This is a genomic window from Aeromonas cavernicola, assembly GCF_002795305.1.
GTDB classification, from domain to species: Bacteria; Pseudomonadota; Gammaproteobacteria; order Enterobacterales; family Aeromonadaceae; genus Aeromonas; species Aeromonas cavernicola.
Genome location: NZ_PGGC01000126.1, coordinates 1 through 16,691, shown reverse-complemented (window position 1 = coordinate 16,691; position 16,691 = coordinate 1). Strand labels below are relative to the sequence as shown.

The following is a 16,691-nucleotide window of genomic DNA, read 5'->3' as shown; positions in this document are numbered from 1 at the left end:
CTCAAGACGACGGCCCCTAGGTGAGTGGGCAGCCTTGCGCAATCGGTCACGCCCGCTCTGTTTTGCAGAGCTCAATTCTGAATACTGCCATGAGCACGCCAACTCAATTTTGAATGGGGTGAAGTTGACACATTGGGGGCTATGCTGAACACACCAACGCAATTTTGCGGCGGTTGAAGCTGACACATTGGGTGCTATGTTGGGGGTTATTGCCATCGGTGCGCTATGGATTTGCCGGAAAGCCAGAAGCCGCAAGGGCTAGCCAGAAGAATGGCGAGTTCATTACCTATGAACTAGCAGGGGTAGATGGTGGGGTGGTGGGGTACTGGTGAAGTAGATTTAAAAGTACCCCACCACGCTGCAACCCTCGCCATTACTGGGTTTGCGGTGTTTTTGGTGGGGTGGTGTGGTAGATTTACTATAAATTCATTTTTGATAGTAACTAGTGGTGTATGCGCTATTGGTAGAGTTTTAAAGTTTTGGTGAAAAGTACCCCACCAACCCCAGCACATTACGCAGGTCACTGTTTTTAAAGGCATTTCAGCAAAGGGCTACCCCACCAGTACCTCACCGTCCCCCACCGTACTTCACCGCTCACTAGTTAAGCCATGACAGCAAACTTCCTAGCCCTCCGGCACATTTCCTTTCTGGCTAGCGTGGTGAGCGGGCACAAAAAAAGCCCCCGTGCTGGGGGCTGTTGCTTATGCTGCTTCGTCTAGTTCGAGGCCGGATTGCTTGGGCATCGGCAGTAGATACTCGATGCGGCGGCTTCTCCCTTTACGCATCTCGATCACCCCTTCCTTGGCTAGCAGGGCCAAGGCTTTACCCCATCGGGTACTCATTCCGGTGTTCTCAACCCGAAAGTTAACCATGTCACTGGCGGTAATCCACCGCTTGCCGTAGTGAGGCTTTGTAATGTGCTCCTCGATCAAATACTGATATTGGGGCGACTTATCAGAAAACTCATCATTCATGGCACATGCTCTTTCTTGCTCTTGCTCGGTCAGTGCCCAGCCCGCGCCACCGTCATACAGGGCTTTAACCTCCATCCAGAACTGGCGCAAGAGCTCCGGCTTGTCGTGGCGCAATCTGCCACCGCTCCAGCTCCACCCCAGCAGCTCATTGACGGCATCAAGTTGCACAGGGGCTGTCATCTCGACTACGGCAAATCGGGTTGAGCCCGATTCGTCCCTCAGGAAATGGTCATCATTCACAGTACCGATAAAGCAGGTCTGGCGGGGCTTTATGGTCTCTGCTCGGTCATATGGGAGCCGGATCTTGTCTTGGCTCATGGTCAGAAACGCCTTGAGGGCGTCATTACCCTTGCGGGTTGTCTGGCCTATCTCGCCAAGCTCACACACCCAGCTTTTGATGGTGGCTGATACAGAGTCCTTGCTGGTCGGGTCTAGTGATAGCCCCTCAAGGAATGCCCCATCAACCACGCTGGCCAATCTGGACACAAAGGCCGTTTTCTTAAATGACTGGTCACCTTTAAGGACGGGCGTTAGCTTTGTGCTGAATCGCTGCTCATACAGGGCCGCTATGCAGCTCACCAGCCACTTGATCATCACTGTGCGGGTGAATGCTGGGTCTGCGCTCGGGATGCAGTCGATTACCCGCTCTACGCGCTTAACACCGTCCCAATTGCCGCCGTCTAGCCACTGCTTTACTGGATGGTATGCGTTCTTGGCTGCGATGTTCGCGGCATGGTCATCAATGGCTACCTTTGGCAAGCCGTTGAGAACAGCGGCGGTAACCAAGTCAGAGCGAGTCACGTTCCAGTCAGAACCAATCAGCGAGCCATTGCTGTCAACAACCTCTAAGGCGAGATTCATCTGGTTAACTCGCAATCCCATGCCGCAATGGGCCAGCAGGTCGCCAAGGTTAGTATTTGTCGCCAGCGGCTTCGGCTTCTCACCGCCCGACCAGTCAGTAAAGTTGCAACCGCCCTTTGGTTTCGGCTGCTCATGGTAGGCCGGAACCTCTACGCTAATCTCTGCCATCAATTCTTTGAGGTGGTTCATGCTGCCACCCCATCAAAAGCCATGCGGGCGGCTTGTTCGGTTGCTACAAGCATTGCTCCGGCCAACGCTGCTGGATAGTCAGCAGGGCGGGTAAAACCTTGCGCCTTGCACTGCTCACCAACCCATTTGCTTGTGTAGCTTCCGCAAGGATCGAGCGGGTATTCACAGCGCCCGACGGTGTAGGTAAAGAATGCCATTCCATCATTGGCAAATCGGGTAGAGCAACCCGCAGTTTTGATGATTTCGTGCATCTGCTCGGGGTTTACTGGGTGGAGTGAGCGGCGAACCTGAATCACTCGCTGATAGTTGACACTGCCCTGATTCCTGTTAATATCAGTCATATAAGTATTACCTTTTGGTTTTGACAGGTCTCTTGCCGGATACCCTGTCGAGATTGAAAAAAAAGCTGTATAACTCCCTGCATATGCGGGGATTTTTTTTTGCCTGTTGTTTGTCTTTCTGTTGTTTTCCTGCTTGTTTAACCCCCTCATTGCTGCCCATTAATAAACCCTTCAACGTCTGACACTCGCCATCTGTTGAGGCTTCCCATTTTGATCGGTGCGGGGAACGTTCCGGCTTTTCGCCATGCCCAAAGAGTTGTGCGACAAACTTGCAGGGTTTCTAATACTTGCTTCTCAGTTATCAATTTGATCATTGTTGCCTCGTCATGCATTGCGTCGTTTGGATTAAGGTAATCATATCGACCCGAACAAGCATAAACAAGCGGCTGAAATCGTTGTGACAGGTGTCAACTAGATGAATTTAAAGGGTTTTTGTGTCAACTAGACGTGCTTGGGGGGGCTATACATCCCCAACGCCAGACGGCACCAAATGCGGGATTTTGTGAAAATAAGGAGATTGGGGATCTCGGGGGAGATATGAATTATATGGAATAATAGGATGCGTTGATATGAATAAATGCCATAACAAAACCACAAAAAAAACCCGCCTAAGCGGGTCTAGTTGTCGGGAGAATTGTCACATTGTCAGCCCGTAGGGCATCAAGGCGAGCCAGCCATAGGCTTAGGGCGTCCGCCTTTTCATTGAGATAGTGGGCACGATTGTAGATCCCAGCAACCCCGCCCAGAGTGTGCCCCAGTTCGCTCTCAATGACGTGCGGGGCAATCCCTAGATTTGCCCAACCAGTGGCAACCGTCCGCCGTATATCGTGCGCGGTAAATGGCTCGGCAATGCCTGCTCGCTTGCAGATACCTCGACACCATGCGCTAACCGCCTCAGGTTGCTTAAGCTCACCTAGCACATAACCGGATGGCTTGTTATTGTCTATGACGGCCATCAGCCAGTCTTTCAACTCTGCGGGAATTGGCCTGACAATCTCCTTTCCCGTTTTGCTGCTCTCCTTCGGCACTGTCCAGACCATTGTTTTAACGTTGAAGTGCTTCGGCTCTGCCTGTCGAATCTCCCCGCTCCTGCATCCGAATATGAGATTGAGCGCCACAAAAAGCCGATAGTAGTCGTTGGCATGTATCCCCTGAAAGTCGCCCAGCCAGCGCACAAGACTTTGCAGCTCGCCCCAATCCCTACCATCATGGCTAATCAGAGTCCGTTCGCGCTTCTCTGCTCTCTTGCCTCCAACATCCTCAACGGTCAGGTGTTCAATCTCGGCATAGTCAAAGTCATATTTAAGGCGGCGGCAACGCTGCAAAGCCTGCTTGACCATCTGGAGCGTATAGGCGGCAGCAACTGGCGCGGGTCGGCTCAGGCTCTTGCTTGTGTTCCTGAAACATTCCAGCCAGTGCGCTTGCTTCATACCAGACAGGGGCGAATCTCCATGCCACGGGTAAATCCACTTGTTGAACTGCTGTCGATGCTTGATGGCGTTCTTCCGCTTCTCTAATGCGTAGTCATCAAGCCATTGATCAAGCGCCTGCTTGACGGTGATGGGGGCAAGTGTCTGCGCCCGCTGCATCTTCAATTCATTGGCGGGATCTAAGCCCTGCTCTAGCCACGCGCTGCACTGGTCGCGCCTCTCATTGGCCTGTTTGAGCGTCAGCCCTGCCTTGCCATATGCACCAAGTTTCAAGTCTCGCTGCTTGCCCATCACGCTATATCGGAAGATGAAAGTCACCTTTCCGGTGGGGTAGTGGTAGGCATAGAGCCCGCCATCCCCTGCGTATTTCTTCGGCCTCTTCCCCTCGAACGGCTTTAGCCCTTTGAGTTTTGTATCGGTCAGCGCCATCATCAACCCCCAACATAACACCCAGAAAATTTCTGAATACAAGCCTACGGGGATGAACAAGATTAAGCAAGCCGCACCATACAACACCATTAAAAACAGCAACTTGCAATACAGCGACAAACACACTCACACCAGCGCAAACACAAACCAAGTTCCTACGGCATGAACTAAGCCATCAAGGCTAAACAATTGAAAATAAAAGCACTTCTAGTTAACTAGAAGTGCTTTTTACATTTTTCCCTAGCCGTTATCGGGTTGCCTTGGTAATGGTTCGGGCCACATGACCTGATTGTTGTGTACAGGTTGCCTGTGTGCAGAGTTCGGTAAGGTCACGTTTCGGGTTTTATTTTTACCCTCATATTTTCTTGTGAGCCGATCTTGCGGTTCACTCTCCTCATGACAGTTGTGTGCCATCAGATCAACCCATAAGACTCGTCATGAAACGACTATGCCTGCTGGTACTGGCGCTGCTCTTGGCGGCCTGTGCCTCATCTAAATTTACCCCCCGCGCGTCACTGCACACGCTCTATGACTATCAACTGAGCACAGCAAGAGCCGCTGACGTTGGCCCAGAGTGTTGCTCGCCTTACTCAGGCCGACATCATTTTGGTTGGTGAGCTGCACACCCATCCTGCTATTCACCTGTTACAGTCCCAATTATTGAGTGCGCTGTCTGATTCGGCTTTGCAGCAGAAACGCCAACTCATCCTCTCCATGGAACAATTCCGCCGTGCCGATCAGGGTGCACTGGATGCTTACTTAGCGGGCAAAATTGGTGAAGCAGCATTGATCCGTGAAGGCAACGCCTGGCCCAACTACCCGAGCGACTACCGCCCGTTGGTGGAGTTTGCTAAGGCGCAGCGAATACCGGTGATTGCCGCCAATGCCCTAAGCCGCTGGTGAGCTGCATTGGTCAGGAGGGCGCTACTTGGCTTGATACATTGCCCGCGTTGCGTCGCAGCCAACTAGCCCGCCGCTTCGCCGCCCAGACCCGCTGGGACGACACCATAGCCGAGAACATGGTGGATTATCTTGCCACACACCCGGGCCAGCAGATCATGCATATCGCGGGCAACTGCCACGTAGAGGGGGGCTTGGGATCGCCAGTCGCATTGTCAGCCGCAATCCGGCACTTAAGGTGGTGCTGGTCGTGCCGCAAACCGATGAGGCACAGGCGGCAGGTCGCGCTGCCGATGTGAACGTGGCGATCATGTCGCTGCCGGAACGCTGGCAAAGCAGTGCCGAAATGAAGCAAGATATGGGCACGCTGCATCAATCCCGCAGCCGTGACTGCAGCCAGTGGCTGCAACCCTAATCTTCAAGGAAACGGCGGGTAAAATATGGATGTGTTATTGATCATCGATGTGCAGCAAGGGGTTATGAAAGCAACCCACTATCAGCAAACGCAGGTGCTGGCCAATATCAATCGGGCTGCGGCCCATGTCAGGCAGCAGCAGGGACGCGTCATCTATATCCAGCATGACGATCAGCTGGGTGAGGAGCTGGAGCCTGGCAGTTCGGGCTGGCAACTGCACAGTGTGCTGCAGCCGGCCAAGGGAGATAGCCGGGTACGCAAGACGGCATGTGATAGCTTTCTTGATACCGAGCTCGCTTTCCTGCTGGCCGAGCAGCCGGTCGATCGGCTCATTCTCTGTGGTAGTAATACCGATTTTTGTGTCGATACCACGCTGCGCAGTGCCACTGCTCATGGCTTCGAGGTGCTGCTATTGAGCGATGGCCACACTACCGCCGAGCGTCCGCACCTGAGCGCGGCTCAGATAATCGAGCACCATCACTGGATGTGGCGCCACCTTAGCCTGCCAGAGGGGCGGAGTGTGACGCTGCTCACCACCGACGAACTATTGGCGGTCACTCCTGATCTGCAGCCATGTTAAGCTGCGAGCCTCATTTTGTTTCTCACTGGAGTCTGTTGTGCGCCTCTTGCCAGTCCCCCTGTTGTTGATTGTTCCTATGCTGGTCGCTTGCTCCAGCCTGTCCGGAACCAGTGATGATGGACCAGTTCCTCTGTTTTTGACTCATATCAACGAGGAGGGGAGTAAGCGGTTTACGCTTGAGGCTGATCCTAATGACACCTTGTCGCGGGGCCTGTCGGCTAACCAACAGCAACGCTTACAAGAACAACGGGAAGCACGGCAAGAAACGCTGCTAACACGGACTCTGGCGATCAAGCAATATTGCCGAGAGGGCTACATAGTGCTCAGTCAGAGCTCTTGGAAGGTGCGGGGAGAGTGCAATGAAACTGCAACCAGTGCAGATAGAGACAGGTTTCCAAATCGAGCCGCTTGGCAAGATTAACGCTACCCACTGGCCTTACTGATGATGTAGGGCGAGTCAGCGACTCCTCAGGGGCATCTTTGATGCCCTTTTTTGAGTGATATATAGGGTGCCAAGGTGTGGCCAAGGCGGGCCTAAAGCCAAGCTTGGGATTCTATGACTAAAACCGTCATCACAGAAAAACAGCCCAGCAAACCTCGTTTGCTGGGCTGTTTTAGTGGGCATTTCGTTGAATTCTATTTTTACGCTGGCTGTTACTGCTTGATGGCTTCAGCCTTTACGGTGGGGCATAACCGCAGGGCCATGCCTATGCCACACGCCAATAGGGTGGGTAATAACCAAGCTAACCCCTTGTCAAACAGTGGTAAGAACGCAAAGGTATTCATCTTCAGGCCTGCGGCTCCTAATCCATCTAAGCACCCGAATAGGAAGGCCACCATCAACACGGCACGAAACACCTGGCGGGGACGCCCGAAATACCCTTTCAGGAAGGTGACCAGCACCAGTGCAACCGCAACGGGGTAGATAGCCACCAACACCGGAATAGAGAGGCTGATGAGCTGGCTCAACCCTACGTTAGCGACGATGGCACAAACGACCCCTAACAACACCACCAGTTTCTGGTATGTCATGCCGGTTAGGTTGTGGAAAAAGTCAGAGCAGGCAGAGATGAGACCCACCGCCGTGGTGAAGCATGCCAAGGTAATAATGGCCGCCAAGATGTACTGGCCGGGTTGACCAAACAGGCTTAACACGTAGGCATTGACGATAGCACCGCCATTGCTGACATCGCTCGCAACGCCAGCAGCAGTATTGCCCAGCTGGAATAAAGAGACATAAACCACTGACAGGCCAATGGCAGAGATGATGCCGGCAATCGCCAGATATTTGAATTGACTCTGATAATCGTGAATACCCTTTTGGCGCAGCAGATCGACGATCAAGGCACCAAACATCAGGGATGCCAAGGTATCCATGGTGTTGTAGCCCTCTAAAATCCCTTTCACGAATGGGCTGCTCTGATAATCACCGGACGATGCGGGCATGGTGCCTTGTGGCGCAATGAATACCCCGACCGCCAGTACCAACAGCAACACGATCAGCAGTGGCGTTAAGATCTTACCAATGGCATCCATTAGCTTGCCTTGGTTCATCGACACCAAAATGGCTAGCCCAAAAAACACCACGGTATAAGCCGCTAGGCCCGCTTGGCCCATATCACCGAGAAATGGTTTCAGTCCCATCTCGTAGGCGACCAAACCGGTACGGGGGGCTGCAAACGCAGGGCCAATGATGATGTAGATCGCCACAGCCAGCGCGGTCGCAATACCCGCCGGCAACAGCTTGGTCATGCCCGCCCAGCCATCGCCCGCTTTGGCGACCGCAATGATGGTGATCAGGGGCAAGCCAACTGCGGTGACCAGAAAGCCCAGCATGGCCAAGGTGAGGTGCTCACCGGCCAGAAAGCCTGCCAACGGCGGGAAAATAATATTACCGGCGCCCAAGTAGAAGGCAAAGGTCATGAAGCCAAGCCCGAGCACGTCGGACAATGTCAGTGATTTCGTCAAGTTCAACCTCGTCTGTCTTATCAACTACTGCTTGTTATGGTTTTTATGGGTCAGCGACCAGTGTATTCAAGCAGGTAAAAAAAAGAGCTCCCTTGATTACTCATGGTGGCTAGTGGGTTGCACTGACCATGAGGGGGGCGCTCGGCTGACCGTCAGCATAATGATGCGTGAAAATAGTTCAAGGCAAAATTTACATCTTCAAATAGAAGGGAGAGGTTAACTGGATATATCTATCAGAATAGCGACCATCTTCAGCGTGAATGACGATATTATCTGTTTTTAGTGGGGTATATTCTCTACCCAATAGCAATAAAACACGATTTGATGCTTTATTAGCCTTAGTGCTAACAGCTGCATAACAAACGCCAAACAGACCATAATCCTTTGAAATGAATAATATCTCATCCGCCATGTGGTTCGGTAACACCAGGGCGACGTGACCGGTGGAACTAAGCAAACGATTGCATGCAGTGAGCAGGGACCGGCTATCGAGGCTGCTGTTGTGGCGAGCAAGCGCTCGCGCTGGATCACTAAATAATTGACCTGCTTGAAAATAAGGGGGATTGGCAACGATCAGATCGTAAGGGGGTGCCTGAAAATCTTGCACGGCGCCAGCGATAATATTCATCCGAGCCGCCCAAGGGGAGTGACGCACATTACTTTGCGCCTGTGCAACTGCATGAATATCCAGTTCTACGCCATCAATGATGCAATCAGCCTCACTGCGCTGGGCGAGCATCAAGGCAATCAGTCCGCTACCACAACCAATATCGAGCACGCGGCGTGCCCGATTGAGCGGTGCCCAAGCGCCCAATAAAATACCGTCCGTCCCTACCTTCATCGCGCAGCGATCGTGTTCGACATGAAATTGTTTGAAGGTAAATCCTCGGTTGCTCGCCATCTTCCCCTCTCTAAGGCTGCGGTCAGATAAAATGGGACGCGATTATAACGAGCAGGTGGCCATCCCCATAGGAGCTAACGCCATAATCGCCTATAATCGGCCGCCTCCTTAATGACTGAGTATTGCCATGAGCCACTCCTTTGATGATTTCGACCTAAATCCAGCCCTCAATCGGGCCCTGGCCGAGATGGGTTTTACCCGCCCCACCACCATTCAACAGATGGTATTGGAGCCAGCCTTGGATGGCCGCGATATTCTGGCGTCAGCCCCGACAGGCACTGGCAAAACGGCGGCATTTCTGCTGCCCGCGTTACAACATTTGTTGGATTTTCCACGGCGCAAACCGGGCCCATGCCGGATGTTGATCTTAACGCCCACCCGTGAATTAGCCCTGCAAGTGACCACCCATGCCAAGGCGCTGGCAGTGCACACCAACCTCAGTATTGAGACCATCATTGGCGGTGTTAGCCACGAAGAGCAGCTGCCGGCCCTGACCAAGACCACCGATATTGTGGTGGCAACCCCGGGCCGCTTGCTTGAGTACATCGATAAAGAAGAGTTTGAGAGCCACGACATCGAAGTACTGGTGTTGGATGAAGCGGATCGCATGTTGGACATGGGGTTTATCAAGGATGTAAACCGGATTGTGGCGGAGGCCCGTTATCGCAAGCACACCATGCTATTTTCCGCCACGTTGGAGGGCGCGGGTCTTGATAAATTTGCCAGCGAGATCTTAAACGATCCGGTCGAGCTGCATGCCGAGCCACCCCGTAGCGAGCGGCGCCCCATCACCCAATGGGTGCACTTGGCCGATGATGCTGCCCATAAGCTGGCGCTGCTCGTGCACATATTGAAGGCGCCGGAGACCCAAAAAGCCATCGTGTTCGTGAAAACCCGTGAGCGACTGGCCGAGCTCTCTGGCCAGTTACAGGCCGCTGGGGTCCCCTGTGCGTGGATCCGCGGTGAAATGGAGCAGAGTAAGCGTATCGAATCGATCCGCAAGTTCCATGAAGGGGAAGTGCCCTTCCTCATCGCCACCGACGTTGCGGCCCGCGGCATCGACCTGCCCAACGTCAGCCATGTCATCAACTACGACATGCCCTACGGCGCCGATGTCTACGTCCACCGGATCGGCCGCACCGGCCGTGCCGGCAACCGAGGTTGTGCCATTAGCTTGATCGAAGCACACGACATGGCGATGGTCGCCAAAATTGAGCGCTACACCGAAGAGCGCCTCAAGCGCCGGGTGATCGACGAGCTGCGTCCCAAACACAAAGAGGCGCGCGTGCCCGTGAAAAAGAAAAAGCCCAAAGAGAGCAAGAAAGCCAGCAAGAAGAAAAAGAAGTAGTACAGGCTGGCCCCCGCTCCCTTGGCTGGGCCCAGTTTGATCATCACCGGCATCAGGTCAAGTGAAGGGTCGAGCCACATAATGCACGAGTCGCGGCGTAAGCTGCGCTGACCAAACAACAACGCCAGTCACGTTCGACTGGCGTTGTTGTTTCTCATCTGGAGTCAGGGGTTATGTCGGCAGTGGCATTACCCGATTGCGACCTAACTCTTTTGCCTTATACAACAGCATATCGACTCGGCCAACTAGGTTATCGGAGCTCTCTTGGCCGTTGTATTCGCCTACGCCGAAAGAGGCGGTAATGTGATCGATCCGGCGCCCCGATTTACGGTCCAGAATCGACATCCGCTCGATAGCACGGCGCAGACTCTCCGCCATTTGTCTGGCTAGGGCCAGATTACGATAGGGCACTAACAGCGCGAACTCTTCACCGCCGAGTCGATAAGCGCTCACCCCCTCTTTGCTGGCATCCCGGAGCCGTTTCCCGAATGCGCGTAGCACTTGATCACCGAGCAGATGACCATACTCATCATTGAAACGTTTAAAGTGATCGATGTCGGTCAGGATCAAGGAGAAAGGCTGTTTACTGTGCATTAATCCTGTTAACTCAAGGTCAAAGGCGCGTCGGTTAAGCAGATGAGTTAACGCATCCTCGGTGGCGAGTTTACGGGTTTCATTTAATGCCTCCCTAAGTTCCTTGATCTCTTGCTGAGCATGGTTGAGCTGCTCATGAAAATGGGCGGTTGAGAGCCGCAGATCCCGTGATTCACGTACCAACTCCCGTAAGATCCCCATCGTCTCATCGAAGGACAACCCCTCGTCATCGATTTGGCTAAGGCGCCCAACACTCTTGTCGAGCATCTGCTGAAACTGCCCAGTTTCAGAGATGGCATCTTGCATGGAATGACCGAGCTCGTTGGCCATGGCGCTCAAATTGAGTTTGACCGCTTCCATTTGTTGCTCATCTTCGGCGGCCAGATATTGCTGATACAGTCGCTCACACGTGACGAGTGAGCAGGTGCCCTGCTGTTTGATCGCTTGATCGATGGCCTCGTTGAGCTCAGGCATACTGGCTGACACGTAGCTGTACCAGAAGTGATAATTATCTGGTGTCGTGGGGATCTGGTACTTGATCATCAGGGGCACCGCCTGCTTGAGATAGGCGGCTGATTGAGCAAACGAATCCTTTCTCATTAAATTCTGGTCTCATCATGCCTAGAAATTGCGCACAGTATGACAGAGAGAGTGGCCAAAAGGCAGCCGATGGATGCCATTAGCCCCCACCCTCCGATATAATGGCGCCGTTACCACCTACCCTAAGGCCTGCTTATGTCCCAAAAAGATCCTTTCCTCGAACGCGAGGCCGAAAAATACGACAACCCCATCGCCAGTCGCGAGCTGATCCTCGACCTTATCAAGGGCCACGAAAAGCCGATGTCTCGCGAAGAGCTGGCCCAGGTCCTCAAGCTGACCGAAGAAGAACCGCTGGAAGCCTTGCGCCGCCGCTTGCGTGCCATGGAGCGTGATGGTCAGCTGGTCTTTACCCGTAACCAGTGTTATGCCCTGCCGGATCGATTGAATCTGGTCAAAGGTTATGTGCAAGGCCACAAAGATGGGTTCGGTTTTCTGCGTCCGGAAGGGGGTGGCTCGGATCTTTATTTGAATAACCGTGAGATGCAGCGGCTGATGCACGGCGACTATGCCCTGGTGCAGCCAACGGAGCTGGATCGGAAAGGGCGCCAAGAGGCGCGCTTTGTGCGGTTACTAAAAGCCCGCGAGGCGGACATCGTCGGGCGTTATTTTGTCGAGAATGGCGTTGGTTTCGTGGTGCCTGATGACAGCCGTATCGGCCAAGACATCATCATCCCTGAAGGGGAGAACAAAGGGGCTCGTCAGAGCCAAGTGGTGGTGGTGCGCATTAACCAGCGCGCATCGGCCCGCTTCAACGCGGTTGGCTCGGTGCTGGAGGTGCTGGGGGAAAACATGGCGCCCGGCATGGAGATTGAGATTGCCCTGCGTACCCACTCTATTCCGCACACCTGGCCGGAAGCCGTCACCAAAGAGGTGGCTGGGCTGGGCGAGCAGGTGCCTGACAAGGCCAAAGAGGGTCGCATCGACTTGCGCGCCCTGCCGCTGGTCACCATCGACGGCGAAGATGCCCGCGACTTCGATGATGCGGTGTTCTGTGAAGCGAAGCGCGGTGGCGGCTGGCGGCTGTGGGTGGCTATTGCCGACGTCTCCGCCTATGTGAAGCCGGGGACGGCGCTGGACACCGAGGCTTATCAGCGTGGTAATTCGGTTTACTTCCCTGAATTTGTGGTGCCGATGCTGCCAGAAGTGCTCTCCAACGGCCTCTGCTCGCTCAACCCGCAGGTTGACCGCCTGTGCATGGTGTGTGAGATGACCATCTCCGCCGCTGGCCGCATGTCGGGTTACAAGTTTTACGAAGCGGTGATGAACTCCCACGCCCGCCTGACCTACACCAAGGTGGCGGCGATCCTTGATGGCGATCCCAAGCTGCGTCAGCAATATGATCCGCTGGTGGGCCACATCGAGGAACTCAACAACCTTTACAAGGCGCTCAAACATTCCCGTCACCAGCGTGGTGCGGTGGAGTTTGAAAGCGAAGAGACCCGCTTTATCTTCAACGCGCAGCGCAAAATCGACCGCATCGTGCCGCTGGTGCGTAACGACGCCCACAAGATCATCGAAGAGTGCATGATCCAAGCGAACGTCGCCGCCGCCCGCTACATCGAAAAGAACGAAGCGGCCGCCCTGTTCCGGGTGCACGATCGCCCGGGTGAAGAGCGGCTGACCGGTTTTCGTGACTTCCTAGCCGAGTTAGGTCTGGAGCTCAAAGGGGGCCTTGAGCCCGAGCCAAAGGACTTTGCTGAGCTAGCCGCCAAGTTCGAGGGGCGCCCAGATGCAGAGCTGCTCTCCACCATGCTGCTGCGCTCCATGCGCCAAGCCATCTATCAGGCCGACAACATCGGTCACTTCGGTCTGGCGTTGAAGTCTTACGCCCACTTCACCTCGCCCATCCGGCGCTACCCGGATCTCATTTTGCACCGCGCCATCAAGTATCAGGCGGCCAAAGAACAACAGGCCAACCTGCGCCACAAGTGGACCCCAAGCGGTGGCTACCACTACCAGCTGGAAGAAGTGGACCCGATGGGCGAGCACTGCTCCATGACCGAGCGCCGTGCCGACGATGCCACTCGCGATGTGGCCGACTGGCTCAAGTGCGAGTACATGCTGGATCACGTGGGTGACGAGTTTGACGGCGTCATCGCCAGCGTCACCGGCTTTGGCTTCTTCGTCCGTTTGGCCGAGATCCACATCGACGGTCTGGTGCACGTCAGCACCCTTACCAATGACTACTACCAGTTTGATCCGCTCCATCAGCAGCTGATCGGCGAGAACTTCCGCCGCCGCTACCGTCTGGGCGACAAAGTGCGGGTCAAGGTCATGGGCGTCAATCTGGACGATCGCAAGATCGACTTCGTGATGGTAGAAGAGCCGCTCAAAGCGACCGGTAAGAATGCCAAAGAGATGGCGCGCAAGCAGGCCGAGATTAAAAAAGAGAAGGCCAAAAGCGCCCAGCGCCACGACAAGCGCAAAGAGAAAGAGGGGAGCAAGGAGAGCGGCAAACCCGCCAAGGGCGGCCGCGCCAAACCGAGCAACAGACGACCGAGCAAAAAAGCGCGCGACAAGGCCAAGGGATAAGCCCTCGCCCCATGGCTTGGGTCCGGCGACCTGGGCTGTGGTCGTAAAGGGCTGATGGCCCCCGGGTATCTGCGCCAGAGCCCGAGTTATCACTGCAAAAGCCTGAGAGGCTTGAGATGAAAAAATCCGAACCCTGTTACCGGGGTTCGGATTTTTTATGGTCAGCGAAAAGGGGAGAGGCTTAGCCTTTCGGCGGAGAGCGGCCAAGCGCCGTGGCTATGGCTAGGGGCATACTCCCTGCGCGATGCCACTCTATTGGCCGCTACGCGGTGCTCAGAAAGGTGGGTGGCCCATTTTTCTGTCGAAATAATCGTACCACCAGTCCATAGGCATAGGAGCTTGAACAACTAGCCTAAATTTCTCTATGAAAAGCTCATAGGCCATATGAACGTACTTACATGATCTAAATAAAAAATCTATATCTATAGGAGCTTCGAACAAATCTGGAATAAGATGATGCTTGTGAAGTGGGCTATTGCAATCTTTACAGTTATAAATTGATACGTGAGGCCACATGTTATGAGCAGCGTGGCTAAATGGTTTGTAGGCAAATTTATATAAACTTTCACAATCGGCTTCCTGAGACATTCGTCTGTAGTCCAACTGCGCCCAATTACCTAGATTGACCTCGACAAAAAAGTCACGACGTTGTGAATTTATCCAAGCAGATTTAGCATCAACAAGCCTATTTAATTGCTCATTATTAGGATTTTCTGGGTTATCCTCTATTTCTTTCTTGTAATGCTCCATAAGAAGCTTCTCTTCACCTAAGCCATGCAATATATATATCTTCGAACGATCCTCTAGATCTAGCATGATCCACGACAACGTTATATGTAAATCTGTCATCGCTCGTAGAAACAACGGTGCCGAATGTCCGTTCCATATATTTGGCGATCTTGCCATTTGAATAGACATGGTGACCTGACGGGACAATAGCCCCCCAATTACAGAGTATGCCTCTAGTTTGTCGTACTCAATTTTCACGCTCGCCCAAAGCTCTTCAAAGCTTGATTTTAGATACGACTCATACGACTCAATTAACTCTGAAACTGGATCTTTATCTTCCATTTATGAACATGCCTCCAGATCAAAACACTGGCTCCAGAATGATTTTGACCATTCGTTTTCACCTTCTTCTGCATCCTGAAATCCTGCACCAGCATTAATGTTTGCTCGTACAAAAGAAGCGACTCTTTTGCTTTCGTCTGAATCAGGCGCTGTAAAAATTGAATTGAAATCAGGAAGATCTATTGCAGAACTTAAAAACAACTTTCCAGTAGCTGTCATTGAAACAAATGCCGTAGTTTGCACTTTGGTAGAGTGCATTGTGCATCGATCCAGCAAAGCCGATACATCCTCTTTAAGATGTTCCAATGCTTCTTCCCTATCAACACCATAAACATAATCTTCAAAAAGAAAGCCAAGGGGGTAATCTTCTAGAAGGTGATGATGATGAACCAAGCTTTCTCTAAGAAAATTGAGCATAGCCTGATCTTCGATACCTTCCGAAATTCTTCCCTTTTGCTCAGCAGTCAGTTTGTCAAAGTTATTCAGAAATACTAGTGCTGGAGATTTATCATCATTCAAAATGTCCTTACACTTGATAAGAAATTCAATGACATAGTGAACCGATTGCAGATCAGGGTTTCTAAGAAAAATTGCCGACAGCCAAATCAGGCAAGGCAGCGTGTTATCCCTAAATGATGTTTCTTTCATATTGGGGAGTTGCATCAACGGTGGTATAAATTTTTGTCCAACCTTTTTATGATCTCGCAACACCTGACCTTGGTGATTTCCTTTAGCCATTCTTCCTCACTCTAGAAACATAACGCTTAACATAAGGGAGAAATCTGGGACACCCACCTTTTTGTGTGCTGACTATACAGTGTCTTGCTCATAAAGGTGGGTGTCCCAGTGTCATTGCTTCCCAGTGTCATCCTTTTATGGGATCTTGTTGGGCTTCACGCACAATTCCGGTTTGGCCACATAGACCTCATAGCGACCCATAGCAGAGAACGTTGTTAATGACCGACAATACACATACCCTTTTTCTTCTAATTTTTTTGTCATTAAATGATAAAAAAATATAGCCACCACAATTCCAGCTATAGCAAAGAAAGCAGCTATGTAATTAGCTATCATCAAACCAGTTCTACCCCAAACCTCATCAGATCTCCTCCCAGTAATTAATGCTACTAATGGAGAAGCCAGAGTAAACAATCCAGCACCGACAATGCCGACAGGTACCCATAAACCAACCACATTAATTTCAACTAAATCAAAGTGAGTCGAGATATTTCGAAAGGTTTCATAAGTTATGAAAACCAGCCAACACCATATTCCCCACACAATCGCATTAATAAATAAACCGGAAAAAAATACTGCAATCCGATTAACTTTAATTGATTGCATCATTTAACTCCAAAACAATTTTTCCAGAAACGTTCCATTCTTTAAAAATTATGTCTATCGCTATACTTACAAGCACAACTACAGTAACACCAACAATGATCGCAGTCCCACCACTCAAGCTAAGAGCCAATAACGCTGCCTCTCCAGCACCTATTGCAACCATTCCCTTGAATACGTCAGTGCCCACGTTTCCGAACCAGTCCACAAGGTGGTA

The 16,691-nt window shown here is 52.4% G+C and carries 15 protein-coding genes and 1 pseudogene; 5 read left to right on the top strand and 11 right to left on the bottom strand.

The window, feature by feature from the left end:
- Nucleotides 1-701: 701 nt before the first annotated feature.
- The 4 genes from CUC53_RS13725 to CUC53_RS13710 form a co-directional block, all read right to left on the bottom strand.
- Nucleotides 702-2,024, bottom strand: a complete 1,323-nt coding sequence (locus CUC53_RS13725; RefSeq protein WP_100294683.1) for a VapE domain-containing protein — start codon at nt 2,022-2,024, stop codon at nt 702-704.
- Complete coding sequence (locus tag CUC53_RS13720) at nt 2,021-2,515, bottom strand: hypothetical protein (RefSeq protein ID WP_157798280.1); 495 nt, start codon at nt 2,513-2,515, stop codon at nt 2,021-2,023. Before CUC53_RS13720 ends, CUC53_RS13725 begins: the two co-directional genes overlap by 4 nt.
- The gene (locus CUC53_RS19595) at nt 2,512-2,679 is read right to left on the bottom strand and encodes a helix-turn-helix transcriptional regulator (RefSeq protein WP_100294681.1); all 168 of its coding nucleotides are present in this window, start codon (nt 2,677-2,679) and stop codon (nt 2,512-2,514) included. Before CUC53_RS19595 ends, CUC53_RS13720 begins: the two co-directional genes overlap by 4 nt.
- A 294-nt stretch (nt 2,680-2,973) precedes the next feature.
- Nucleotides 2,974-4,344 carry a tyrosine-type recombinase/integrase gene (locus tag CUC53_RS13710; protein WP_100294680.1) on the bottom strand — a complete coding sequence of 457 codons (1,371 nt, stop codon included), beginning with the start codon at nt 4,342-4,344 and terminating at the stop codon, nt 2,974-2,976.
- Nucleotides 4,345-4,661: 317 nt separating this feature from the next.
- Here CUC53_RS13710 and CUC53_RS13705 point away from each other — a divergent pair.
- The 3 genes and pseudogenes from CUC53_RS13705 to CUC53_RS13695 all read left to right on the top strand — a co-directional run bounded on the left by CUC53_RS13705 (nt 4,662) and on the right by CUC53_RS13695 (nt 6,540).
- Nucleotides 4,662-5,539, top strand: a pseudogene (locus CUC53_RS13705) (ChaN family lipoprotein).
- 25 nt (nt 5,540-5,564) lie between these two features.
- Entirely contained in the window at nt 5,565-6,119 is a 555-nt protein-coding gene (locus CUC53_RS13700) for a cysteine hydrolase family protein (RefSeq protein WP_100294679.1), read from the top strand.
- Nucleotides 6,120-6,156: 37 nt separating this feature from the next.
- The gene (locus CUC53_RS13695) at nt 6,157-6,540 is read left to right on the top strand and encodes a hypothetical protein (RefSeq protein ID WP_100294678.1); all 384 of its coding nucleotides are present in this window, start codon (nt 6,157-6,159) and stop codon (nt 6,538-6,540) included.
- 233 nt (nt 6,541-6,773) lie between these two features.
- On the opposite strand, the gene brnQ is transcribed toward CUC53_RS13695, so the two are convergent.
- Nucleotides 6,774-8,087 carry a branched-chain amino acid transport system II carrier protein gene (gene brnQ / locus CUC53_RS13690; protein WP_100294677.1) on the bottom strand — a complete coding sequence of 438 codons (1,314 nt, stop codon included), beginning with the start codon at nt 8,085-8,087 and terminating at the stop codon, nt 6,774-6,776.
- 190 nt (nt 8,088-8,277) lie between these two features.
- Nucleotides 8,278-8,988 carry a tRNA1(Val) (adenine(37)-N6)-methyltransferase gene (locus CUC53_RS13685; RefSeq protein WP_100294676.1) on the bottom strand — a complete coding sequence of 237 codons (711 nt, stop codon included), beginning with the start codon at nt 8,986-8,988 and terminating at the stop codon, nt 8,278-8,280.
- A gap of 127 nt (nt 8,989-9,115) precedes the next feature.
- On the opposite strand from CUC53_RS13685, the gene srmB reads away from it, so the two are divergent.
- A complete protein-coding gene (gene srmB / locus CUC53_RS13680) occupies nt 9,116-10,336 on the top strand; it encodes an ATP-dependent RNA helicase SrmB (protein ID WP_100294675.1) in 1,221 nt (406 codons plus the stop codon).
- Nucleotides 10,337-10,507: 171 nt separating this feature from the next.
- On the opposite strand, the gene CUC53_RS13675 is transcribed toward srmB, so the two are convergent.
- A complete protein-coding gene (locus tag CUC53_RS13675; protein WP_167386758.1) occupies nt 10,508-11,530 on the bottom strand; it encodes a GGDEF domain-containing protein in 1,023 nt (340 codons plus the stop codon).
- 135 nt (nt 11,531-11,665) lie between these two features.
- On the opposite strand from CUC53_RS13675, the gene rnr reads away from it, so the two are divergent.
- Nucleotides 11,666-14,062 (top strand): ribonuclease R, encoded by a 2,397-nt coding sequence (gene rnr / locus CUC53_RS13670; RefSeq protein ID WP_100294674.1) that lies wholly within the window; start codon nt 11,666-11,668, stop codon nt 14,060-14,062.
- Nucleotides 14,063-14,335: 273 nt separating this feature from the next.
- Here rnr and CUC53_RS13665 read toward each other — a convergent pair whose 3' ends face one another.
- From CUC53_RS13665 to CUC53_RS13650, 4 genes are all read right to left on the bottom strand, one after another.
- Entirely contained in the window at nt 14,336-15,133 is a 798-nt protein-coding gene (locus CUC53_RS13665) for a DUF5677 domain-containing protein (protein WP_100294673.1), read from the bottom strand.
- Nucleotides 15,134-15,871, bottom strand: a complete 738-nt coding sequence (locus CUC53_RS13660; RefSeq protein ID WP_100294672.1) for a hypothetical protein — start codon at nt 15,869-15,871, stop codon at nt 15,134-15,136.
- 135 nt (nt 15,872-16,006) lie between these two features.
- The gene (locus tag CUC53_RS13655; protein WP_100294671.1) at nt 16,007-16,477 is read right to left on the bottom strand and encodes a hypothetical protein; all 471 of its coding nucleotides are present in this window, start codon (nt 16,475-16,477) and stop codon (nt 16,007-16,009) included.
- On the bottom strand, nt 16,464-16,691 hold a 228-nt coding region (locus tag CUC53_RS13650), incomplete at its 5' end, for a hypothetical protein (RefSeq protein ID WP_201796767.1). The genes CUC53_RS13655 and CUC53_RS13650, both read right to left, overlap by 14 nt.

Excerpts from the sequence above, each read along its gene's own strand:
- CUC53_RS13725 (WP_100294683.1), bottom strand. The coding sequence starts at position 2,024 with ATGAACCACCTCAAAGAATTGATGGCAGAGATTAGCGTAGAGGTTCCG.
- CUC53_RS13720 (WP_157798280.1), bottom strand. The coding sequence starts at position 2,515 with ATGAGGGGGTTAAACAAGCAGGAAAACAACAGAAAGACAAACAACAGG.
- CUC53_RS19595 (WP_100294681.1), bottom strand. The coding sequence starts at position 2,679 with ATGATCAAATTGATAACTGAGAAGCAAGTATTAGAAACCCTGCAAGTT.
- CUC53_RS13700 (WP_100294679.1), top strand. The coding sequence starts at position 5,565 with ATGGATGTGTTATTGATCATCGATGTGCAGCAAGGGGTTATGAAAGCA.
- CUC53_RS13685 (WP_100294676.1), bottom strand. The coding sequence starts at position 8,988 with ATGGCGAGCAACCGAGGATTTACCTTCAAACAATTTCATGTCGAACAC.
- srmB (WP_100294675.1), top strand. The coding sequence starts at position 9,116 with ATGAGCCACTCCTTTGATGATTTCGACCTAAATCCAGCCCTCAATCGG.
- CUC53_RS13675 (WP_167386758.1), bottom strand. The coding sequence starts at position 11,530 with ATGAGAAAGGATTCGTTTGCTCAATCAGCCGCCTATCTCAAGCAGGCG.
- rnr (WP_100294674.1), top strand. The coding sequence starts at position 11,666 with ATGTCCCAAAAAGATCCTTTCCTCGAACGCGAGGCCGAAAAATACGAC.
- CUC53_RS13665 (WP_100294673.1), bottom strand. The coding sequence starts at position 15,133 with ATGGAAGATAAAGATCCAGTTTCAGAGTTAATTGAGTCGTATGAGTCG.
- CUC53_RS13660 (WP_100294672.1), bottom strand. The coding sequence starts at position 15,871 with ATGGCTAAAGGAAATCACCAAGGTCAGGTGTTGCGAGATCATAAAAAG.
- CUC53_RS13655 (WP_100294671.1), bottom strand. The coding sequence starts at position 16,477 with ATGCAATCAATTAAAGTTAATCGGATTGCAGTATTTTTTTCCGGTTTA.